This window comes from Pseudomonas sp. P4_C1 (genome assembly GCF_056402155.1).
On the sequence record NZ_JBFUHY010000027.1, the window covers coordinates 39,208 to 59,219 of the forward strand.

Sequence of the window (20,012 nt, forward strand, 5' to 3'; positions counted from 1 at the left end):
CCTTTTCGAAATATGGGGTGGACGATGGGGATCGAACCCACGACAACGGGAGTCACAATCCCGTGCTCTACCAACTGAGCTACGCCCACCATATCGCGTTACTTGTGCCAAAGCTGCCTAATGGCGCACCCGGCAGGACTCGAACCTGCGACCATCCGCTTAGAAGGCGGATGCTCTATCCAGCTGAGCTACGGGCGCCTTGTTAGCTGTACCCTTGGAGGACTACAAACTAAGTGCTTTCCAGTCTCGCAGAACCAAAATCCCGCTCAACCTTCTTAACCAGTGCTAGGCTGTGCCCGACAAGTGCGACGAATAGTATAGAGCCCCCCGAAGATCGTCAAATCCTTTTTAAAAAAAATTCATTTAATTAAAGGAGTTAGGGGAATTTGCAGACCAAGCGCCTTTGCCCTCACCGCATGACATGCGAGAATGCGTTCTCTTTTTTTCCCCTCTCGATGGTTAATCACGCGCAATGACTGCACAACTAATCGACGGCAAATCGATCGCCGCCAGCCTGCGCCAGCAGATCGCCCAACGTGTCACCGAGCGTCGCCAGCAAGGCCTGCGCACGCCCGGGCTTGCGGTGATCCTGGTCGGCAGCGATCCTGCCTCTCAGGTTTATGTCTCGCACAAGCGTAAAGACTGTGAAGAGGTCGGCTTTCTATCCCAAGCTTATGACCTGCCTTCCGAAACCACTCAAGAAGCGCTGACCGAACTGATCGATCGCCTGAACGACGATCCTGCAATCGACGGCGTTCTGCTCCAGCTTCCGCTTCCCGAACACCTGGACGCCTCCAGATTGCTGGAGCGCATTCGTCCGGATAAAGACGTCGACGGGTTCCATCCTTATAACGTCGGTCGCCTGGCCCAGCGTATCCCGCTGCTGCGCCCATGCACTCCCAAAGGCATCATGACCCTGCTGGAAAGCACCGGGGTCGATCTCTACGGGATGAATGCCGTGGTCGTCGGTGCGTCCAATATCGTTGGTCGCCCGATGGCCATGGAACTGCTGCTGGCCGGTTGCACCGTGACGGTCACCCACCGTTTTACCAAGGACCTGGCCGGCCATGTCGGCCGTGCGGACCTGGTCGTCGTGGCCGCCGGCAAGCCGGGCCTGGTCAAGGGTGAATGGATCAAGGAGGGCGCGATCGTGATCGATGTCGGCATCAACCGTCAGGACGACGGCAAGCTGGTCGGTGACGTGATCTACGAAACCGCCCTGCCCCGCGCCGGCTGGATCACTCCGGTACCGGGCGGCGTAGGCCCGATGACTCGTGCCTGCCTGCTGGAGAACACCCTGTACGCGGCTGAAACCCTGCACAGCTGAGTTTCAACGCGGACGCTGACAGCGTGACAAGGAACCCCGCCCTGGCGGGGTTTTTTTTTGCCCGCGAAATACACCGACCATCCGCCGGAAAATGATTTTTTTTTCATGTTCTCAGGACTTTCACCTGTTACTTGAACAACCATCGACAGTTATTCAGCCATACTCCAGAATGTCGCGCTTTTCAGGAAACAGCCCGTTACAAAACGGCTTATCAACATCCTTTATGAGTCTGCCAGCGTGAAAATCCGTCTTTCCATCCTGAGCCTATTTTTTGCAGTTACAGGGACTTTCCTCACGCCAATCGCCAGCGCTGACGAGACCACCGCAGCGCCGCGGGAGACGAAGACACTCAAGCTCGCTTCCGGCAGCTCCCTGCTGCTGGACATGCAGACCAACAAAGTCATCTATGCCAGCAATCCTGACGTGGTGGTACCGATCGCTTCCGTCAGCAAGTTGATGACTGGTCTGGTCGTGGTTGAATCTCGGCAGAACATGGACGAATACATCGACGTCAACATCAGCGACACACCGGAAATGAAAGGCGTGTTCTCCCGGGTCAAGCTCCGGAGCGAACTGCCGCGCCGGGAAATGCTGCTGATTGCCCTGATGTCCTCGGAAAACCGTGCCGCCGCGACTCTGGCGCACCACTATCCGGGCGGCTATGCCGCGTTCATTGCTGCAATGAACGCTAAGGCCCGGGCACTGGGCATGACCAACACACACTTCGTCGAGCCGACCGGTCTCTCCCCGCGCAATGTGTCGACCGCTCGCGACCTGAGCAAGCTGTTGATCGCCGCGCACAAGTACCCGCTTCTGACCGAGCTGAGCACGACCAAGGAAAAAACCGTCTCGTTCCGTAAACCCAACTACAGCCTGGGTTTCCGCAACACCGATCATTTGGTCCGCAAGCCGGACTGGGACATCCAGCTGACAAAAACCGGTTTCACCAACGAAGCAGGTCACTGCCTGGTGCTGGTGACCCGAATGAGTAACCGCCCGGTGGCCTTGGTGATCCTTGACGCCTATGGCAAGTACACCCATTTTGCCGATGCCACGCGCATGCGTAATTGGGTAGAGAGCGGAAGGAGCGCGGACGTGCCTTCCGTAGCCTTGCAGTACAAGGCAGACAAGAACCTCAAGCAGCGGCAGAGCGGCGTGGTTGAAGCGTCGAAGTAACGTAATGGCAACGCACAGAAAGCCCCGATCGATCGGCAACGCTGTTCAGTTAAGCAAAATTGATCCTCTGTAGGAGCGAGCTCGCTCACGATGGTCGCCAATGATGACGCGTGCTTTCTGGCTAAACGCGGCGCTCTTGAGTCCATCGTCGGATCGCCGCCCGGAGCAAGCTCGCTCCTACAGAATCCTTAAATGAACAGTATTACGATCGATCGGGGCTTTTTTTCGCCAGTCACTCCTAGGGCTTCAGATTACCCAGCGGATCATAGGGTTTGGCCGGAGCCTTGGGGTTGTCGCCCGGTTTCACGTCCCTCGGTGCCTTGGCAGGCCCGATCGGGTCGACCTGTGGATCGGCAAGGTCCGGGGAGTCGGGATCGAAACCCAGCTCATTACCAGACGAATGTTCAGATGAGTGCGGACCGACGGGCGTTGTGGATTGAACCATGGGCACCTCCTGATCTCGGCCCGGAATAATGTTCCGGGCCCTCAAGAATCAGAACCTGACGATGGGCGAAGGTGCCCGCCGGATGACAAACGGACTTAGGGGGCCAGGGCTTTTTTCGCCTTGGTGGCGGCCTGCTCCTGACCGGCCTGAGCCAGATCGTTGGCGGCCTTGAGCCAACGCTGTTGATCGACCTGGGCCGGGATCTGCGTCGGTTTCTGGATCAGCACGGCCCAACCGCCGGCGTCCTTGAACGCCGACTCGAAGGAGCTGAAGCTCATCAGTTCGCTGCGATTCATCCCGGCGCGCAGCAGGACCGTCTGCTTCTGGCGGTTGTAACCGGCAAGAATGGCGTAGCGCGGTTCGGCCCACATGGCCGAACCTTCCGTGAAGCGCACCATCACCGGATAACCGGCGGCGACTTGCGTCAACAAGGCCGGCAGGTTGCTGTCGAGGGGATAAACCACCATCCCGTACTCGCGGGCAAGGTTCTGCATGTTCTGTTGCAACTGGACTTCGCCCCCCGGCAGATGCAAGGGTTTGTCGAGTAACCCCGGGGTAATCACGATGCCCTGTTGGGACAGCATGCTGGCCAGCACCTGCGGTCCGCTTTGATACGCATCGCCCCGGTAGAATCGGCCGCTGAGCTCGACACGCTCCGGCAAACGCTTGATCTCGGGTGCAACACTCCCGGCACAGCCCGCCAGGCTTGCCACGCAACCGGCTATGAGCATGGCCGACAAAATTCGAGAAAATACCCGCACCATCATCCCTCTCTTGTTCAGGTTCAGACGCCAGGCAATCCCATTCCCGGCTGGGTCGTCGATCATAGGTCGCCGCGCCGCTACGGTATAGCTTTAAACGGTAGTCGCGTGCATTCGATAGAGCGAACTGGTTGGTGACTGCCAACTTTCGCTCAATAGTCTGAAATACAGCAACGGCTAGACTGTTCCCTGAAGGGACGACAGCGAAGCGCGTGTGCCCACAGAAGGGCAAAGAGGAGGCACAGATGAGCCTGACCATGATCATTGTGATGTTGATTGGCGGTTGGCTGGCGGTAGCCGCCGCCATGCTGTGGGGCGTGCTGCGCATTACTCGCCGCCACCATCACCCTGTTCAGCGAGTTCCTGCGCCGGAAACGGACAAGACACCGAGCCAACACGCCAACGCTCACTGACAAGCCAAACAAAAACGGCCGCCTGCACTCCATGGAGTTCAGGCGGCCGTTTCTTTTAGCGTGGGTCAAGCCTCAGTGACTACCCGCTTCTGCCTGGCCCGGCGGGACATCATGTTCAACGCCTCGATCGAAGCCGAGAATGCCATGGCCGCATAGACGTAGCCTTTCGGTACGTGGGCGCCGAAGCCTTCGGCGATCAGCGTCATGCCGATCATGATCAGGAAGCCCAGGGCCAGCATCACCACCGTCGGGTTGTCGTTGATGAACCTGGCCAGCGGATCAGCCGCCAGCAACATCACCAGTACCGACACCACCACCGCAATGATCATGATCGGCAAGTGCTCGGTCATGCCGACAGCGGTGATGATGCTGTCGATGGAAAAAACCATGTCCAGCATCAGAATCTGACCGATCGCCGCCGCAAAGCCCAGGGTCACGGTCGAGGTTGCCGACTTCGGATCTTCCGGTGCCGGGTCCATGCTGTGATGGATCTCCGTGGTTGCCTTCCACAACAGAAACAGGCCACCGGCGATCAGGATCATGTCCTTCCAGGAGAGCGCATGGCCGAGCACCTCGATCACCGGAGCGGTCAACTGGACGATGAACGCGATGGTGCTCAACAGACCCAGTCTCAGGATCAGCGCCATGCCGATACCGATGCGCCGAGCCTTCTGCCGGTGCTGCTCAGGCAGTTTGTTGGTCAGGATCGAAATGAAGATCAGGTTATCGATGCCGAGCACGATTTCCATCACCACCAGGGTGGCCAGGGCAACCCAGGCGGTGGGGCTGGCGGCAAGTTGTAAAAGGTAGTCCATGGGTCAGTCCTGACTCGTTGTAATACGGTTTAGATTTCCTGGGAGGAAGATTCGGTTTTTTCCGATTCTTTTTCCGATGATTCTTTTTTGCTGATCAACCCGCTGGTGGCGTCACTGAGTGCTTGCTCGGCGGCCTTGTGGGTATCGTCAATTGSCTGTTTGGCGCTTTCGGCGGCCTTGCCCATCAACTGTTGCGCGCTTTTCTCGGCCTGGTCGCAACCGGCCAGTACCAGTAAAGACGTAATCAACAGTGCCGTGGTTTTCAGCTTCATGATGCCTTCCTCGATAGAACGAACGGGACCTAAACGATGGCCCGTTGATAGCGATGCATTCTAGGGAAGTGAATACTTCAGGAAAATTCGTATTTTCAGCGGTTATAATTCGATTTTTACGAACTGTAGATCGCCATGCTCAACTATCGGCAATTGCATTACTTCTGGGTGGTGGCCAAGACCGGCAGCATCGTGCGCGCCTGCGAGCAGCTCAATCTCACGCCACAAACCATCAGCGGGCAGATTTCGTTACTGGAACAGACCTTTGGTATCGAGTTGTTTCGGCGCGTTGGACGGCAACTCGAACTGACCGAGGCCGGCCGCCAGGCCCTGCCCTACGCCGAACACATGTTTCAGCTGGGTGGTGAACTGGAACTGATGCTGCGGGCACAACCCAATGAACAGCAGATCCTGTTTCGCGTCGGTGTGGCCGACGTGGTGCCCAAGTCCATCGTCTATCGCCTGATCGCACCGACCATGGAGCTGAGCGAACCGCTGCGCATCACTTGTCGCGAAGACAAGCTTGAACGTTTGTTGGCCGACCTGGCGATCCAGCGTCTGGACCTGGTGATCTCCGACAGCCCTATGCCGTCGCACCTGGACATCAAGGGCTACAGCCAGAAACTCGGTGAGTGCGGGATCAGCTTTTTCGCCACCCCTGAGCTGGCGGCACGATACGGCCGGGACTTCCCGCGCAATCTGCACGGTGCGCCGCTGCTGATTCCCGGCCCGGAAACCGTGGTGCGCAGCCGTTTGCAACGCTGGTTCGCCGAGCAGCAGATCCAGCCAAAAATTGTCGGTGAGTTCGACGATAGCGCCCTGATGCAGGCCTTCGGCCAATCCGGCAGCGGGATCTTCATCGGTCCGAGCGTGATTGCCGATGAAGTGCAACGCCAATATGGCGTGGAAGTGATCGGCCAGACCGACGCGGTGAGCGAGTCGTTCTATGCCATCTCAGTGGAACGCAAGGTCAAGCACCCCGGCATTGTCGCCATTACCGAAGGTGCCCGACGCGAGCTGTTTACAGCGCTGTGACCTCTTCGCGCGGCTTGAAGGTCATCAGGGCGATGGCCAGCAGGATCGACGCCAGAATGAAAGCAGCGGCGGCAAAGCCAAGGCCTTGCAGGCCAACGCTGTCGATCACCCGACCACCGATCATCGCGCCCAGACCGATACCGAGGTTGGCCCCGGCGATGTTCAGCGACGCGGCAAACGCCGGCGCTTCGGGCGCGGCCTTCATCAGACGCACATGGCTGACCAGGAACAACGCCGCCTGGGTCACGCCCCAGATGCCCATCGCCGCCGCCAGACCGAGCGGCGAGTGAATGTTCGGCACCAGCGCCACCAGGCCGGCAATCATGAACGCGCAGAACATCATCGACGCCATCAGCGGATGGCGGTCCACCGCCCGGCCGCCCAGGGAGTTGCCGATCAGCCCGACCGCGCCGAAGCCCATCAGGCACCAGCCGACCACCGTGCCGTTGAAGCCGGCCAGACGTTCAAGAATGTCCGCCAGATAGGTGTAGGCGGTGAACATACCGCTGAACACAATCACCGACAGCAGCACGTGACCGAGCATCAGCGGGCTGCGCAGGATCTTGAACTGCGAGCGGAAGCTCACCTGATGCTGGTGCAAGTTGGTCTTCGGCAGATAGATAAACAGCAGCAACGCCTTGGCAAAGGCGATGACCGCCAGAATCGCGAAGGCACTGCGCCAGCCGAACGCATCGGAAATCAGCGTGCCCACCGGAATGCCGAACACCGTGGCGCAAACAATGCCGAAGCCGATCTTGGCGATGGCGCGACCGGCGTAATCCGGCCCGACGATGTCCACCGCCGTCTCGCTGGCCAAGGCCCAGAACACCGGCAGCCCCAGCGCCGGGATCAAACGGGCGAACGCCATCACCCAGATGTTCGGCGCCAGCGCCGCCAGCGTGTTGGCCAGACCGAACATGATCAGCACCGAGATAAACAGCTTACGCCGTTCGAAACGGGCGAAGTACGCCGTCAAGAACGGCCCGAACACGGCCACGGTGAAGGCGAACAACGTCACCAGCAAACCCGCTTGCGGGATGCTGACGTCCAGATCCCGGGCGATGGCCGGCAACAGGCCGACGATGATGAACTCCGTGGTCAGCACCGTAAAACCGGCTGCAGACAACAGAAGAATGGGCAACAGCATGCAGAACTCCAGAAAAAACGACGACACCAGCGATAGCCCGGAGGCCCACTGGCAGACATGAAAATGAGGATGGCGAATCTTAACAGAGTGTTTCCGAACCCGGTTGCACGAACCTGCCTATCTCGTTGAATGCCAGGGTGGCAGTTCGTCACAGGTCTGAAAGATCGTGCCTGCGCTGTGATAAAGTCCGCGCCCTGAAAAATGTACACCCTGTGATCAAAGCCGATCATTTAAGGGGCAAACCTGTGGGAGCGAGCTCGCTCCCACAAGGATTGCGGCGTTCTACACCCTGTGTTTCCTTCTCGGTTTCCTGCCTGCGGCCTGCCCTGTTCGTTGCTGCAAGCGCGGCGAAACCTCGCACTTATAAAAAATCAGAGATGCCGTTTTATGACTGCTTCATCCCCTTCTCTATTGCAACGCCTTAAACGCCTGAGCCTGGTCACACAGATCGTGATCGGCCTGATCGCCGGTATTGCCCTGGCGCTGGTTGCCCCCGACCTGGCGAAGTCCACGGCGTTCATCGGCAAAGTGTTTGTCTCGGCGCTCAAAGCCGTCGCGCCGATTCTGGTGTTCGTGCTGGTCATGGCATCGATTGCCAACCACAAGCACGGCCAGGAAACCCACATCCGGCCGATTCTGTTCCTGTATCTGCTGGGCACTTTCGCTGCGGCCGTGGTCGCGGTGGTTGCCAGCATAACGTTCCCGTCGAGCCTGGTGCTGTCGACCCAGGACGTCGCGGTCACAGCGCCAGGCGGGATTGGCGAAGTGTTGCAAAGCCTGTTGCTGAGCGTGGTCGATAATCCGGTCAGCGCGCTGATGAACGCCAATTTCATCGGCATTCTGGCGTGGGCCATCGGCATGGGCATTGCCATTCGTCATGCCGGCGATACCACTCGTGAAGTGCTGGGCGACCTGTCCAACGGCGTGACGGTGATCGTGCGCCTGGTGATCAGCTTCGCCCCGCTGGGCATCTTCGGTCTGGTGGCATCGACCCTGGCCACCTCCGGCTTCGGCGCCTTGATCGGCTACGCGCACCTGCTGGCCGTGCTGCTGGGCTGCATGCTGTTCGTGGCACTGGTGATGAACCCGCTCATCGTGTTCTGGAAACTGCGGCGCAACCCGTACCCGCTGGTCCTGACCTGCCTGCGTGAGAGCGGCATCACGGCGTTCTTCACCCGTAGCTCGGCGGCGAACATTCCGGTCAACCTGGAGTTGAGCAAGCGTCTGGGCCTGCACGAAGACACCTACTCGGTATCGATCCCGCTGGGCGCGACCATCAACATGGCGGGTGCTGCGATCACCATCACCGTACTGACCCTGGCGGCCGTGCACACCCTCGGCATCGCCGTGGACATTCCCACCGCGATCCTGCTGAGCGTCGTCGCAGCGATCTGCGCCTGCGGTGCTTCGGGCGTGGCGGGTGGTTCGCTGTTGCTGATTCCGCTGGCGTGCAGCCTGTTCGGCATCCCGAGCGAAATCGCCATGCAGGTGGTAGCGGTCGGTTTCATCATCGGCGTATTGCAGGACTCGGCGGAAACCGCGCTGAACTCGTCCACCGATGTGCTGTTCACCGCGGCGGCTTGCCTGGGTGAAGAAGAAAAAGTACAGCGATTGGCATAACACTGCGGACCCTGTGGGAGCGAGCTTGCTCGCGATAGCGGTGGGTCAGTCAACATAAATGTTGAAAGTTATACCGCCATCGCGAGCAAGCTCGCTCCCACAGGTCAAGCGGTGTAGATGAAGAATGCTCAACAACGAAAAAGCCCGCCAAGGCGCAAACCTTGGCGGGCTTTTTTGTACCTGAACTGTTTAGAACGCGCCCATGTAGTCACGCTTGCCCACTTCCACGCCGTTGTGGCGCAGCAGTGCGTAAGTGGTGGTGACGTGGAAGAAGAACTGCGGCAGGCCGTAGGTCAGCAGATAGGACTGGCCGCTGAAGCGCTTCTCTTTAGGCGTGCCCGGACGGGTCACGATCTCGATGCCTTCCTTGCCGTTGATCTGCGCAGGCGTAATGCTGCCGATGAAGGCCAGAGCCTTGGCGATCAACGCTTGCAGTTCGGCGAAGGTGGTTTCAGTGTCGTCGTACTTCGGCAATTCAACTTCGGCCAGGCGACCGGTAACGCCCTTGCTGAAATCAACGGCGATCTGCACCTGACGCACCAGCGGGAACATGTCCGGGAACAGGCGCGCTTGCAGGAAGGCGTTAGGGTCGATGTTTTTCTCGGTGGCGTGAGCCTCGGCCTTTTTCAGTACATCACTCAGGGCGTTGAGCATTTGCTGGAAAACAGGCACGGAAGCGTCGTACAGGGAAATGGTCATGGCAGGTCTCGTCTGGAGGGAACGTGGGTCATTTGCATCTGTAGGAGCGAGCCTGCTCGCGATGGACGTTAACGAAAACGCGCCCTGTCTGGATGAACGCGTTGCGCTTGAGTTCTTCGCGAGCAGGCTCGCTCCTACAGGTGATCGGCATCAGGGGCCGATTATAGCCATGCACAGCCCTCCCGAGACCGGTCTTTTTCAGCTGCCGTACACTTTGGCCGCCGGAACGGCCTGAACCACCAGCTGCGCGACGGCATCGCCCATTTCGCCGACTGCCCAGCGGCCCTGGCGATCCAGTTGCGGACCACGGCGCCAGCCGTCGGCGATCGACAATTTGCCGCCCTCGACTTCGAACATCTGCCCGGTCACCTCGGCGGAAGCCTCGGAACCGAGCCACACCACCAGCGGCGCGACGTTTTCCGGGGCAAAATAATCGAAGCCTTCTTCAGGCTTTTTCATGGTGTCGGCGAACACTTGCTCGGTCATACCGGTGCGCGCGGCCGGCGCCAGGGCGTTGGCGGTGATCCCGTAGCGGCCCAGTTCCGCCGCCTGCACCAGCGTCAGCGAGGCAATACCGCCCTTGGCCGCCGCGTAGTTGGACTGGCCAATGGAGCCCTGCAAACCGGCGCCGGAACTGGTGTTGATGATCCGCGCATCGACCCTGGCGCCGCCCTTGACCTGCTCACGCCAATACTTCACGGCGTGGCTGGAAATGCAGAAGTGGCCCTTCAGGTGCACGGCTACCACGGCGTCCCAATCGGCTTCGCTGAGGCTGGCGAACATGCGGTCGCGGCAGATGCCGGCGTTGTTGACCACCACGTTCAGGTCGCCGAAGGTTTCGATGGCCTGACGCACGATCAGCCCCGCCGAGTCATAGCGGGTGATGTCGTCGCTATTGGCCACGGCGCTGCCGCCCTGGCCGAGGATTTCGCCGACCACGGCCAGCGCCGCTTCGCGGTTGATGTCGTTGACCAGCACTTTCGCGCCTTCAGCGGCGAAGGCCAGCGCGTAGGCGCGGCCCAGGCCACCGCCGGCACCGGTGATGATCACCACACGGTTTTCACAGATTTTCATGTTCTACATCCTCCAAATTCATCACTGGTCGACACAATCCCTGTAGGAGCGAGCCTGCTCGCGATAGCGGTGGGTCAGCCAACATTGATGTAGCTGACACTACGTCTTCGCGAGCAGGCTCGCTCCTACAGGATCGGTGTGCATCCTGGTTTACAAACGTTCGATGATGGTCACGTTGGCCTGACCACCGCCTTCGCACATCGTCTGCATGCCGAAGCGTCCGCCGCTGCGCTCCAGTTCATGCAGCAAGGTGCACATCAAGCGGGTGCCGGTGGCGCCCAGCGGATGGCCGAGGGCAATCGCGCCGCCGTTGACGTTGGTCTGTTCATGGGGGTAGCCCGTCTCTTTCAACCAGGCCATGGCCACCGACGCGAAGGCTTCGTTGATCTCCACGCGGTCGATGTCTTCGAGCTTCATGCCCGCGCGTTTGAGCGCGTAGGCCGTGGCCGGGATCGGCGCGGTGAGCATCCAGATCGGGTCTTCGGCGCGCACGCTCAGGTGATGGATACGCGCACGGGGTGTCAGGCCGTAACGCTTTAGCGCCGCTTCCGAGACGATCAGCATCGCGCTGGCCGCGTCACAGGTCTGGCTCGACACCGCAGCGGTCACCCGGTCACAGCCGAACAGGAATTCCAGCTCGGCCATTTTTTCCAGGCTGGTCTGGCGCGGCGTTTCGTCATGCATCACGCCGGCCAGTGGCACGATCTCGCGGTTGAAGCGGCCTTGCTCGATGGCCTGCAAGGCACGTCGATGGGACTCAAGCGAATAGGCTTCAAGCTGCGCCCGGGACAGGTCCCATTTTTCCGCGATCATCTGCGCCGAACGGAACTGCGTCGGTGGTTGCGCGCCATAGCGCCGCACCCAGCCTTCGGAACCGCTGAACGGATCGGTGAAGCCCAAGGGTTCGGCGGCGATCATCGCCGAGGAAATCGGGATCTGGGTCATGGTCTGCACGCCACCGGCGACGACCACGTCCTGAGTGCCGCTCATCACCGCCTGGGCGGCGAAGTGCACCGCTTGCTGGGACGAACCGCACTGGCGATCGATGGTGGTGCCCGGCACCGCTTGCGACAGACCGGCCGCCAGCCAACTGGTGCGGGCAATGTCCCCGGCCAGCGGTCCGATGGTGTCGACACAGCCGAAGATCACGTCGTCGTAATCCTCGTCGGGAATGGCATTGCGCTCGACCAGTGCGCGCAATACGTGGGCGCCCAGGTCGGCGGCGTGGATCTGGCTCAGACCACCCTTGCGCCGCCCGGTGGGCGTACGCAGGGCGTCGACAATGTAGGCTTCCGGCATGGTGTACCTCGGTGAAAATATTAAAATCAGGCGCCGATAACCTGTGGGAGCGAGCTTGCTCGCGATGGCGGTGCGTCAGCTGACATCAATGTTGGATGTGCCGGCCTCATCGCGAGCAAGCTCGCTCCCACAGGGATGTAGTCACCCTTACTGATGAGTTAGAACGTACTGCCCGCACCCAGCGCGGGGTTGCCGCCGAACAGCGCAGCGCGAATCCGTCCTTTGTGATGGCCGCGATCGCCCCAGACCTTGTCCAGAGCCCAGGCGCGCTTCATGAACAGATGCAAGTCGACTTCCCAGGTGTAACCCATGGCGCCGTGGGCCTGGATGGTGTTCTTCGCGGCGAGCATGGCCGCTTCCGCCGTTGCCAGTTTGGCGTGGGATACCAGCACGTCTTGCCCCGGTTGCTGCTCGGCCAGCGCGTAAGCGGCGCGGTACAGCGGGCCTTTGGCGAACTCGATCTGTACCGCGACGTTGGCCATCAAATGCTTGACCGCCTGGAACGAACCCACCGGCTTGCCGAACTGCTTGCGCTCGAAGGTGTAGTCCACCGCCAGGTCGACCATGCGTTTGGCCAGCCCAAGCAATTGCGCGGCACTGGCGAGGGCGCCACGATTGAAGGCGGCCGCCCACAGGCGTCGGCCCTGCTCACCGCTGGCGACGCAGGTGGCGGGAGTTGGCGTCCACTCGACCTGGAACAGCTGACGGCTCGGATCGACCGACTCGTTGCGGGTCAGGCGCACGGCATCACGCTCCACTGCATGCACTTCGTCGCCATGGGCCAGCAACAGCAGATCGGCGACATGGGCATCGCTGACCAGCGGATTACCCGGCTCGGAAACCGCGAGACGCGCTCGGCCCTCGGCAACCCGCGACAACCATTTTTGTTTGAGTGGCGCGTGTTGCTCATCCAGGGTGGCGAGCAGCGGCACGCCGACCAGCATGGTGTCCACCAGCGGTTCTGGCAGCCCGGCATAACCGCACTCCTGGGCAATCAGCACGAAATCCAGCTCATTCATGCCCATGCCGTCCTGCGCCTCGGGCACGGTCAAGGCGGTCAGGCCCAGTTCCACCAGCTGCGCCCAGAGTCGCTCACTGCGCCCGCTGTCGCTCTGCCACAGTTCGCGAATGCGTTCCGGGGTGACTTCGTTGATCAGGAAGCTGCGGACGTTGTCCTGAAACAGCAGTTGGTCGCGGCTGAAACTAAAGTCCATGGTCTATTCCTCAGGCACGCGGCATGCCGAGCATGCGTTCGGCAATGATGTTGCGCTGGATCTCGTTGGTGCCGGCGTAGATCGGCCCGGCCTGGGCAAACAGGAAGCCTTCCAGCCAATGGCCGACGTCACCGGCGGCCGGGGCATCGGGCAGCAGCTCACCACGCATTCCGAGAATGCTCATGGCGGTGTCGTGCATGCGCTGGTCGAGTTCCGACCAGAAGATCTTGTTGGTCGACGATTCCGGCCCGATCTTGCCGCCCTGTACCAGTTGCGAGGCGGTCATGTAGGTGCTCAGGGTGTAGGCCTCGGCATCGAGCCAGGCGCGCATCACCGCTTCGCCGATGGCCGGGTCGCGGTCGGCGTGTTCACGATTGGCCAGATACAGCTGCACCAGACGCTTGGCGGTTTCCTGGAAGCGCGCCGGTGAACGCAGCAACAAGCCGCGCTCGAAACCGGCGGTGGACATCGCCACGTGCCAGCCCATGCCTTCGCCACCGAGGGCGTTTTCCACCGGCACCTTGACGTCGTCGAAGAAGATCTCGGCAAAACCTGGCAAACCGTTGAGCTGCGGGATCGGCCGTACGGTGATACCCGGCGTGTCCAGCGGCAGCAGGATGAAGGTCAGGCCGTGATGACGCTGGGACTGCGCGTCGGTACGGAAAATACCGAACGCCCAATCAGCCCACACCGCGCGGGTCGACCAGGTTTTCTGGCCGTTGATCACGTAATGGTCGCCAACCCGTTCAGCCTTGGAGCGAATCGCCGCCATGTCGGAACCGGCGCCCGGCTCGGACCAGGCCTGGGCCCAGATGTCTTCACCGGTGGCCATGCGCGGCAGGAATCGCGCCTTCTGCTCTGCGCTGCCGTACTCCATCAGGGTCGGGCCGAGCAGAAAGATGCCGTTCTGGTTGACCCGTGCCGGCGCCCCGGAACGGTAGTATTCCTCTTCGAAAATCAGCCACTCGATCAGGTCGCAGCCACGGCCGCCGAGTTCGGTCGGCCAGGTGACCATGCCCCAACGGCCTTCATTGAGTTTGGCTTCCCAGGCACGGTGCTGGGCAAAGCCAAGTTCTGTGTCGAACGATTGCAGCGGTTCACTCGGTACATTGGCCGCCAGCCAGGTCCGTGCCTCGGCACGAAAGGCCTGCTGGGCCGGGGTATAGGTCAGGTCCATGGATATGCCTTCAGCCGTTGAATCGGGCATCGCGTTTCTCGACGAACGAGTCGCGTGCTTCCTGAGAGTCCAGTGAGCGGTAGGCTTCGAGGGTGAAGCCCTGCTCCCAGCGGTATTTGTCTTCCAGATTGCCGTCTTCGATGCCGCTCAGCGCTTCCTTGGCGAGGCTGATCATGCCCGGGCTCTTGGCGGCGATGGTGCGGGCGATCTGCAACGCGGCTTCGCGCAAGTCTTCGCGCTTGACCACCCGCTCCACCGCGCCCAGGCGGTACGCTTCGGCGGCGTCGATGGCTTCGCCGGTAAAGTACATGTGGCGGACTTTCTGCACCGGGAACAGGCGCTGCAAATGCGCACCGCCGCCCATGGCGCCGCGATCCACTTCCGGCACGCCGAAGGTGGCGCACTCGGACGCGACGATGATGTCGGCGGCGCCGCAGATGCCGATGCCGCCGCCCAGCACGAAGCCGTGCACGGCCACGATTACCGGTTTCGGGTTACGGTGGATCGCCTTGAAGCTGTCGTAGTTGCCCTTGTTCACCGCGACGATCAGGTTGCCGTCGGCGGCCAGTTCCTTGATATCGACTCCGGCGCAGAAGCCGCGCCCTTCGGCACGGATCACGATCACCCGCACATCGCTGTTGCGGCCCAGGCCCTCGATCTCGCTGGCGATATCGGCCCAGCCCTGGCAATTGAAGGCGTTGACCGGTGGTCGGTTGAAGACCAGTTCGGCAATGCCGTGTTCGATGCTGACGCTAAATGGTTTCATGGTTTCCTTCCTTCACAATGCATGGCCCCTTACGACACACGGCGGCACAGTTCGCCCAGGCGCGCTTCGGCGTCGCGGACGATCTGTTCAATCAATTGGGCGCAGCTGGGCAAGCTGTCGATGGATGCGGCGATCTGTCCGGCGGGCAACACGCCCGCGGCCGGTTGCCCGTCGACCATGGCTTTCTGGATCACCATCGGCGCGTTGGCGGCCATGATGCTTTGCGCGGCGGTCAGCTCACCGCTGCCGCGCATCTTCAGCGCGCTGGTCAGCAGTTGCGTCAGGCTCATGCCGGTGTGGCGGCGGTACGCCAGACCACTCTGCAACGCCAGCAACAGGCGCTTGAGACCGCCGCTGCTTTCCAGCTGGTTGAGCAATTCGTTGCGGATCATCCGTTGCGGCATGCCGTCGATGGCGCGGCTGATGATGATCGCCGCCGGGTCCTTGACCGCCAGGTAACGGGCCAGGGTCGCCTGGGGCACCGGGCTGTCGGCACACATCAGGAAACGCGTGCCCATGGCGATGCCTTCGGCGCCGTAGGCCAAAGCCGACACCAGACCCTTGCCGTCCTTGAAACCGCCGGCCGCCACCACGGGCACCGACACGGCATTGACCACCTGATCCAGCAGCATCGAGGTCGGTACGGAACCGGTGTGTCCCCCGCCCTCGCCGCCCTGCACGGTCACCGCATCGGCGCCCATTTCCACGGCTTTCTGCGCATGCTTGAGCGCGCCCACCGTGGGAATGCACACCACGCCGGCATCTTTCAGACGGCTGATCATTTGCTTGCCCGGCGAACGGCTGTAGCTGACCGCCCGGACTTTGTGGCGCAACACCAGCTCGACGATCTCGCCGGCATTGGCCTGGTACATATGGAAATTCACCCCGAACGGCTGATCGGTCAGGCGCCGGGTTTCGATAATCGCCGCTTCCATTTGCTGCGGTTCGATGGTCGCCCCGGCGAGAAAACCGAAACCACCGGCATTGCCCGTGGCCGCCACCAGTTTCGGGTCGGCGACCCAGCCCATGGCGGTCTGGATGATCGGGTAACGGCAACCGAGCAGTTGCGTTAAACGGGTATTCAACGAGATCGCCATGTTCACGCCTCGCCCGTTTTGCGCTGGGAACTGGCCATGGCCTTGGCGTCGTAGCCGCCGAGGCGGTCGCCGGACACCAGTTCATTGTGGGCATGGGCGAAGTGATGCAGACCGAACACCATGTCCATGGTTGCGCGCTTGCCCATCAGGTCTTCGGCATTGTTCACCGCTTGCTTGCTCAGTTGCAGGCCCAGGCGCGGCATCTGCGCGATGCGCCCGGCGATGTCGAGGGTCCGCTGCTCCAGCTCGTCGCGAGCCACCACCCGATTGAGCATGCCCATCTGATAGGCCCGTGGCGCCGGCATGCGCTCGCCGAGGAACAGGAACTCCTTGGCGATGCGCGGATTGAGTTCATGCACGTGGGCGAAATACTCCACACCGGGAATGCCCATGCGCACCACCGGATCGGCGAAGTAGGCATCCTCGCTGGCGACGATCAGGTCGCAGATCCAGGCCAGCATCAGCCCACCGGCAATGCACGCGCCCTGGACCATGGCGATGGTCGGCTTGGGCATCTCGCGCCAGCGACGGCACATGCCCAGATAGACTTCCTGCTCCCGGGCATAGAGAAACTCGCCGCCCGGTTTGTTCACATGGTCGTACCACAGGCTGGCGCGGTCGAAGGTCTTGTCGACGTCGCGGCCCGGGGTGCCGATGTCATGCCCGGCGGAGAAATGCTTGCCGGCGCCACGCAGCACAATGACCTTCACTTCATCGTCATCGCAGGCCCGGCGAAACGCCGCGTCCAGCGCATAGGTCATCTGCGAGTTCTGCGCGTTGTGGAACTCGGGGCGGTTCATGGTGACCAGGGCCACCGCGCCGCGCACTTCGTAGAGCACCACCTCGGCCTGATTGTTATCGTTATCTTCAGCCATCACTTGTCTCCGCAACGCGTTGCTCAGCGTTGGCCTGGCGGGTTGTCTTTGAGTTGCAGGGCGCGCAGGTTGTGCGGGTCCAGGCGCTGGATCAGTTGCAATTGCTCGACCGTCGGGGCGGCGGTGGTCGGGCAATCGTCCGGCACGTGCAGCTCGAAGCCGGTGTTGTCCTGAACTTGCGCCGCCGTCACGCCGGGGTGCAGCGAACGGATGCGCATCTGCCGCTGCGGGCCCTGGAAATCCAGCACGCAGAGGTCAGTGATGATCAGGCGGATGTCGATGTCGTCCAGCGACCATCCGCGCGCCAAGCGGGCCGGGTTGTAGCCGACCGAGGCGACCATATCGACCTCGCCTTCGACGAACACCCGGCGGTTATGGCTCGGCACGCAGAACGAGTTGGCGTGGCTGATCGAGTTGCCGGGGAAACCACGCACGCCGAGCATCTGCGCCTTGGGTTTGGCGTAGTCGCCGATGCAGGAAATGTTGGCCTGACCGTAACGGTCGATCTGGGTCGGGCCGACCAGCGCATGGCGCTTGCCGCCCCATACGTTGTCGAAAATCCGCGAGAACCCCATCCAGCTGTCACGCTTGGGTTCATAGCCTTTGCGTGCGCCCAAAGGCACCGGCTCGGCGACCATGTAGGCTTCGGAGTCGGTCATCAGCAGGTTCGGGTTGCTGGTCAACATGGCCAGCGAAGCGGCCAGACGCGGGATCACGCCGATGCCGGAGGCCAATACTTCGCCGTCTTCGCGCCAGGCTTCGGAGGCCGCGCAGATCATCAACTCGGCGAGGCTGTAATCAGTAGTGCTCATCGAAAGGCTCCTTAGAAAATCGGCAACGGCAGTTCACGGATCGCAGCCAGGCCGCCGACCTTTTCCAGATACTGTTCGTGGGTGCAGTCGACGTAGTCGCGCAAGTAGCCCTGCCAGCCATCGACCGCCTGGACCGTGGCGTTGTAGGCCTTGAAATGCGCGACGTCGAAACCGTACAGCGGCGCGCAGGAAGACGGATGCGCCCCGCCCGGCACGTGGGCCACGGCGGTGGTCAGGTTGCGTTCCCAGAACACTTGATGGGCGTGGGCGCTGTCCTGATGGAAATACTCGCTGTCGACCAGTTCATCGCAGGTCACGTAGCTGTGGGTCGCAGCGCGCACGAACAGGTCGTCCATGTAGTGATCCGGACCGCTGATCTGGCACACGCCGCGTTTGTCGGCGCGGTCAACGTGGACCAGCGCCGCGTCGAGCTTGAGCGCCGGCATGGCGACCCAGTCCTTGCCATCGGCATAGGGCGAGGCAATCAACTTGATCTGGCGGTTATGGCGCAGCACGTCAGTGCCCAGGCCCACGGCGGTTGGAATGAATGGCACGTTCATCGCTGCGGCGCGCAGGCCGAGCAGCAGCATGCCTTCGTCGATCTCCATCACTTCCAGCGCCGCTTCCTGGCGCGCCTTGCGGAAGTACGGTTCCAGCGGAATGAAATCCAGGGACACGAAGGCGAACACCAGCTTCTTGATCTTGCCGGCCGCGCAGAGCATGCCGACGTCCGCCCCCCCGTATGCAACTACAGTCAGCTCCTTGAGGTCCGAGCGCAGAATCTCGCGCACCAGCGCCATCGGCTTGCGCCTCGGCCCCCAGCCACCGATACCGATGGTCATGCCGTCACGCAGTTGGCCGACGATCTCGGCGGTGGTCATTTGCTTGTCCATCGTCTTGTTCCTCATTGGCGACCGACACTGAAGTCGTGGCCCCAGTGGCTGACCACGGTGCTTTCGAACGGCGTGTGGCGGTCCCAGTCGACCACCAGGCCATCACAGCCGTACTCCAGGTCAAACCCGGACGGGGTCTTGATATAGAAAGAAATCATCTGGTCGTTGGTGTGCTGGCCGAGGGTGGCTGACAGCTTCACGCCGTTGGCGTGCACGCGGTCCAGGGCGCGACCGACTTCGTCCAGCGCGTTGACCTCGACCATCATGTGCACGCAACCGTGGGGCATCGGGCACTCGAAAATCGCCAACGAGTGGTGGCGGCCGTTGTTGCAGTGCAGGAAGTGGATGCGCTTCTGCGGCTCGGCCGGGTCCGGGGTGAAGCGGACTTTCATCAGGTCCGACAGGCCAAAACCCATCACCTCTTCGTAGAAGTCGCGGCAGCGTTCGAAGGCGGGTGCTGGCAGGACGACGTGGCCCATGCCGAGGTCATTGGTAACGAAACCTTTGACGCCCACCGGCGAGACAAAACGGGCGAAGTCCTGCAACGGCCCCCAGAACAGTTCGTGGCGATTGCCATCCGGGTCGCTGAAGTGCACCAGCTCCTGGACCTTGCGCAGCTCCGCTTCGGCCGCGGTGCCACGGGTCACTTGCACGTCGGCTTGCTGCAGCTCGCTGACCGCCTGTTCCAGCGCCGCCTTGCCGGCCACCTCCCAGCCACAGGCACCGAAGCCGTTCTCGGCGTTCTTCTGCACCAGGATGCGGTGGTGGCGCTCGTCCATCTTCAGGTACAGGTGGCCGTCGTCAACGTTGCCGATGACCATCATGCCCAGCACCTGGCTTGCGTAATGGCGCCATTGCGCCAGGTCGCTGGACAACAGGGTGACGTAACCCAGACCGCGGATATCCATGGATGCACTCCTCGTTTTTCTCAGGCGGTGCCACCCTTCGGCGATTGCCGGGGGAGACTTTATGTAGGGCCTATTCAAACGGGTTCGGGGAGGGGCAACATCGTCCAATGGGACTAGCGAAAATGACGGGGTACACGCATTAAAAACTGTAGGAGTGAGCCTGCTCGCGATGAGGGCCTTACAGTCA

The 20,012-nt window shown here is 61.4% G+C and carries 21 protein-coding genes and 2 tRNA genes; 5 read left to right on the forward strand and 18 right to left on the reverse strand.

All coding sequences use genetic code 11. The features are described from left to right. Window positions 1-13: 13 nt before the first annotated feature. Both AC1DU9_RS16675 and AC1DU9_RS16680 read right to left on the reverse strand, forming a co-directional pair. Window positions 14-89, reverse strand: a tRNA-His gene (locus AC1DU9_RS16675). A 32-nt stretch (window positions 90-121) separates the two neighbouring features. Continuing rightward, window positions 122-198, reverse strand: a tRNA-Arg gene (locus AC1DU9_RS16680). Between the two features lie 274 nt (window positions 199-472). On the opposite strand from AC1DU9_RS16680, the gene folD reads away from it, so the two are divergent. Then, window positions 473-1,327: a bifunctional methylenetetrahydrofolate dehydrogenase/methenyltetrahydrofolate cyclohydrolase FolD gene (folD, locus tag AC1DU9_RS16685; protein WP_008001570.1), complete on the forward strand. Its 855-nt coding sequence runs from the start codon at window positions 473-475 to the stop codon at window positions 1,325-1,327. A 237-nt stretch (window positions 1,328-1,564) separates the two neighbouring features. After that, entirely contained in the window at window positions 1,565-2,503 is a 939-nt protein-coding gene (gene pbpG / locus AC1DU9_RS16690; protein WP_218430405.1) for a D-alanyl-D-alanine endopeptidase, read from the forward strand. 238 nt (window positions 2,504-2,741) lie between these two features. Here pbpG and AC1DU9_RS16695 read toward each other — a convergent pair whose 3' ends face one another. Both AC1DU9_RS16695 and AC1DU9_RS16700 read right to left on the reverse strand, forming a co-directional pair. Further along, complete coding sequence (locus AC1DU9_RS16695) at window positions 2,742-2,948, reverse strand: DUF6021 family protein (protein WP_218430404.1); 207 nt, start codon at window positions 2,946-2,948, stop codon at window positions 2,742-2,744. A gap of 95 nt (window positions 2,949-3,043) precedes the next feature. After that, window positions 3,044-3,775, reverse strand: coding sequence for a peptidase C39 family protein (locus AC1DU9_RS16700; RefSeq protein WP_477810492.1), 732 nt, complete (start codon window positions 3,773-3,775; stop codon window positions 3,044-3,046). A gap of 179 nt (window positions 3,776-3,954) precedes the next feature. On the opposite strand from AC1DU9_RS16700, the gene AC1DU9_RS16705 reads away from it, so the two are divergent. Beyond that, window positions 3,955-4,122, forward strand: coding sequence for a hypothetical protein (locus tag AC1DU9_RS16705; protein WP_223462330.1), 168 nt, complete (start codon window positions 3,955-3,957; stop codon window positions 4,120-4,122). A gap of 65 nt (window positions 4,123-4,187) precedes the next feature. On the opposite strand, the gene AC1DU9_RS16710 is transcribed toward AC1DU9_RS16705, so the two are convergent. Further along, window positions 4,188-4,937, reverse strand: a complete 750-nt coding sequence (locus AC1DU9_RS16710; protein ID WP_223462331.1) for a TerC family protein — start codon at window positions 4,935-4,937, stop codon at window positions 4,188-4,190. 29 nt (window positions 4,938-4,966) lie between these two features. Next, entirely contained in the window at window positions 4,967-5,209 is a 243-nt protein-coding gene (locus tag AC1DU9_RS16715) for a hypothetical protein (RefSeq protein WP_477810493.1), read from the reverse strand. Window positions 5,210-5,344: 135 nt separating this feature from the next. On the opposite strand from AC1DU9_RS16715, the gene nhaR reads away from it, so the two are divergent. Next, window positions 5,345-6,244 (forward strand): transcriptional activator NhaR, encoded by a 900-nt coding sequence (nhaR, locus tag AC1DU9_RS16720; protein WP_477810494.1) that lies wholly within the window; start codon window positions 5,345-5,347, stop codon window positions 6,242-6,244. On the opposite strand, the gene AC1DU9_RS16725 is transcribed toward nhaR, so the two are convergent. Then, window positions 6,231-7,391 carry an MFS transporter gene (locus AC1DU9_RS16725; protein WP_223462334.1) on the reverse strand — a complete coding sequence of 387 codons (1,161 nt, stop codon included), beginning with the start codon at window positions 7,389-7,391 and terminating at the stop codon, window positions 6,231-6,233. The genes nhaR and AC1DU9_RS16725 overlap by 14 nt on opposite strands. A 387-nt stretch (window positions 7,392-7,778) precedes the next feature. Between AC1DU9_RS16725 and sstT the strand changes: the two genes are divergently transcribed. After that, a complete protein-coding gene (sstT, locus tag AC1DU9_RS16730; RefSeq protein ID WP_223462335.1) occupies window positions 7,779-9,011 on the forward strand; it encodes a serine/threonine transporter SstT in 1,233 nt (410 codons plus the stop codon). Window positions 9,012-9,200: 189 nt separating this feature from the next. Here sstT and AC1DU9_RS16735 read toward each other — a convergent pair whose 3' ends face one another. The 11 genes from AC1DU9_RS16735 to AC1DU9_RS16785 all read right to left on the reverse strand — a co-directional run bounded on the left by AC1DU9_RS16735 (window position 9,201) and on the right by AC1DU9_RS16785 (window position 19,825). Further along, window positions 9,201-9,710, reverse strand: a complete 510-nt coding sequence (locus AC1DU9_RS16735; RefSeq protein ID WP_223462336.1) for a DUF1993 domain-containing protein — start codon at window positions 9,708-9,710, stop codon at window positions 9,201-9,203. A 198-nt stretch (window positions 9,711-9,908) separates the two neighbouring features. Next, window positions 9,909-10,784 carry an SDR family oxidoreductase gene (locus AC1DU9_RS16740; RefSeq protein ID WP_223462337.1) on the reverse strand — a complete coding sequence of 292 codons (876 nt, stop codon included), beginning with the start codon at window positions 10,782-10,784 and terminating at the stop codon, window positions 9,909-9,911. A gap of 150 nt (window positions 10,785-10,934) precedes the next feature. Further along, entirely contained in the window at window positions 10,935-12,083 is a 1,149-nt protein-coding gene (locus AC1DU9_RS16745; protein ID WP_223462338.1) for an acetyl-CoA C-acetyltransferase, read from the reverse strand. A 158-nt stretch (window positions 12,084-12,241) separates the two neighbouring features. Beyond that, window positions 12,242-13,297, reverse strand: coding sequence for an acyl-CoA dehydrogenase family protein (locus AC1DU9_RS16750; RefSeq protein ID WP_223462339.1), 1,056 nt, complete (start codon window positions 13,295-13,297; stop codon window positions 12,242-12,244). Window positions 13,298-13,307: 10 nt separating this feature from the next. Then, the gene (locus AC1DU9_RS16755; protein ID WP_223462365.1) at window positions 13,308-14,474 is read right to left on the reverse strand and encodes an acyl-CoA dehydrogenase family protein; all 1,167 of its coding nucleotides are present in this window, start codon (window positions 14,472-14,474) and stop codon (window positions 13,308-13,310) included. Window positions 14,475-14,484: 10 nt separating this feature from the next. Beyond that, window positions 14,485-15,240, reverse strand: a complete 756-nt coding sequence (locus tag AC1DU9_RS16760; RefSeq protein ID WP_223458443.1) for an enoyl-CoA hydratase family protein — start codon at window positions 15,238-15,240, stop codon at window positions 14,485-14,487. A gap of 29 nt (window positions 15,241-15,269) precedes the next feature. Continuing rightward, the gene (locus AC1DU9_RS16765) at window positions 15,270-16,337 is read right to left on the reverse strand and encodes an NAD(P)H-dependent flavin oxidoreductase (RefSeq protein ID WP_223462341.1); all 1,068 of its coding nucleotides are present in this window, start codon (window positions 16,335-16,337) and stop codon (window positions 15,270-15,272) included. A 2-nt stretch (window positions 16,338-16,339) separates the two neighbouring features. Then, the gene (locus AC1DU9_RS16770; RefSeq protein WP_477810495.1) at window positions 16,340-17,212 is read right to left on the reverse strand and encodes an enoyl-CoA hydratase; all 873 of its coding nucleotides are present in this window, start codon (window positions 17,210-17,212) and stop codon (window positions 16,340-16,342) included. Between the two features lie 23 nt (window positions 17,213-17,235). Beyond that, complete coding sequence (locus AC1DU9_RS16775; RefSeq protein ID WP_477810496.1) at window positions 17,236-18,024, reverse strand: CoA-transferase subunit beta; 789 nt, start codon at window positions 18,022-18,024, stop codon at window positions 17,236-17,238. A gap of 11 nt (window positions 18,025-18,035) precedes the next feature. Beyond that, window positions 18,036-18,917, reverse strand: coding sequence for a CoA transferase subunit A (locus tag AC1DU9_RS16780; RefSeq protein ID WP_477810497.1), 882 nt, complete (start codon window positions 18,915-18,917; stop codon window positions 18,036-18,038). An 11-nt stretch (window positions 18,918-18,928) separates the two neighbouring features. Continuing rightward, the gene (locus AC1DU9_RS16785) at window positions 18,929-19,825 is read right to left on the reverse strand and encodes a VOC family protein (protein WP_223462345.1); all 897 of its coding nucleotides are present in this window, start codon (window positions 19,823-19,825) and stop codon (window positions 18,929-18,931) included. Between the last annotated feature and the right edge of the window lie 187 nt (window positions 19,826-20,012).

Bases quoted from the DNA above. Each gene is read 5' to 3' on its own strand.
- AC1DU9_RS16700 (WP_477810492.1), bottom strand. From the start codon at position 3,775: ATGATCGACGACCCAGCCGGGAATGGGATTGCCTGGCGTCTGAACCTG.
- AC1DU9_RS16710 (WP_223462331.1), bottom strand. From the start codon at position 4,937: ATGGACTACCTTTTACAACTTGCCGCCAGCCCCACCGCCTGGGTTGCC.
- AC1DU9_RS16775 (WP_477810496.1), bottom strand. From the start codon at position 18,024: ATGAGCACTACTGATTACAGCCTCGCCGAGTTGATGATCTGCGCGGCC.
- AC1DU9_RS16740 (WP_223462337.1), bottom strand. From the start codon at position 10,784: ATGAAAATCTGTGAAAACCGTGTGGTGATCATCACCGGTGCCGGCGGT.
- AC1DU9_RS16705 (WP_223462330.1), top strand. From the start codon at position 3,955: ATGAGCCTGACCATGATCATTGTGATGTTGATTGGCGGTTGGCTGGCG.
- AC1DU9_RS16745 (WP_223462338.1), bottom strand. From the start codon at position 12,083: ATGCCGGAAGCCTACATTGTCGACGCCCTGCGTACGCCCACCGGGCGG.
- folD (WP_008001570.1), top strand. From the start codon at position 473: ATGACTGCACAACTAATCGACGGCAAATCGATCGCCGCCAGCCTGCGC.
- AC1DU9_RS16785 (WP_223462345.1), bottom strand. From the start codon at position 19,825: ATGGATATCCGCGGTCTGGGTTACGTCACCCTGTTGTCCAGCGACCTG.
- AC1DU9_RS16750 (WP_223462339.1), bottom strand. From the start codon at position 13,297: ATGGACTTTAGTTTCAGCCGCGACCAACTGCTGTTTCAGGACAACGTC.
- AC1DU9_RS16725 (WP_223462334.1), bottom strand. From the start codon at position 7,391: ATGCTGTTGCCCATTCTTCTGTTGTCTGCAGCCGGTTTTACGGTGCTG.
- AC1DU9_RS16780 (WP_477810497.1), bottom strand. From the start codon at position 18,917: ATGGACAAGCAAATGACCACCGCCGAGATCGTCGGCCAACTGCGTGAC.
- AC1DU9_RS16770 (WP_477810495.1), bottom strand. From the start codon at position 17,212: ATGGCTGAAGATAACGATAACAATCAGGCCGAGGTGGTGCTCTACGAA.
- AC1DU9_RS16760 (WP_223458443.1), bottom strand. From the start codon at position 15,240: ATGAAACCATTTAGCGTCAGCATCGAACACGGCATTGCCGAACTGGTC.
- AC1DU9_RS16735 (WP_223462336.1), bottom strand. From the start codon at position 9,710: ATGACCATTTCCCTGTACGACGCTTCCGTGCCTGTTTTCCAGCAAATG.
- nhaR (WP_477810494.1), top strand. From the start codon at position 5,345: ATGCTCAACTATCGGCAATTGCATTACTTCTGGGTGGTGGCCAAGACC.
- sstT (WP_223462335.1), top strand. From the start codon at position 7,779: ATGACTGCTTCATCCCCTTCTCTATTGCAACGCCTTAAACGCCTGAGC.
- AC1DU9_RS16755 (WP_223462365.1), bottom strand. From the start codon at position 14,474: ATGGACCTGACCTATACCCCGGCCCAGCAGGCCTTTCGTGCCGAGGCA.
- AC1DU9_RS16765 (WP_223462341.1), bottom strand. From the start codon at position 16,337: ATGGCGATCTCGTTGAATACCCGTTTAACGCAACTGCTCGGTTGCCGT.
- AC1DU9_RS16695 (WP_218430404.1), bottom strand. From the start codon at position 2,948: ATGGTTCAATCCACAACGCCCGTCGGTCCGCACTCATCTGAACATTCG.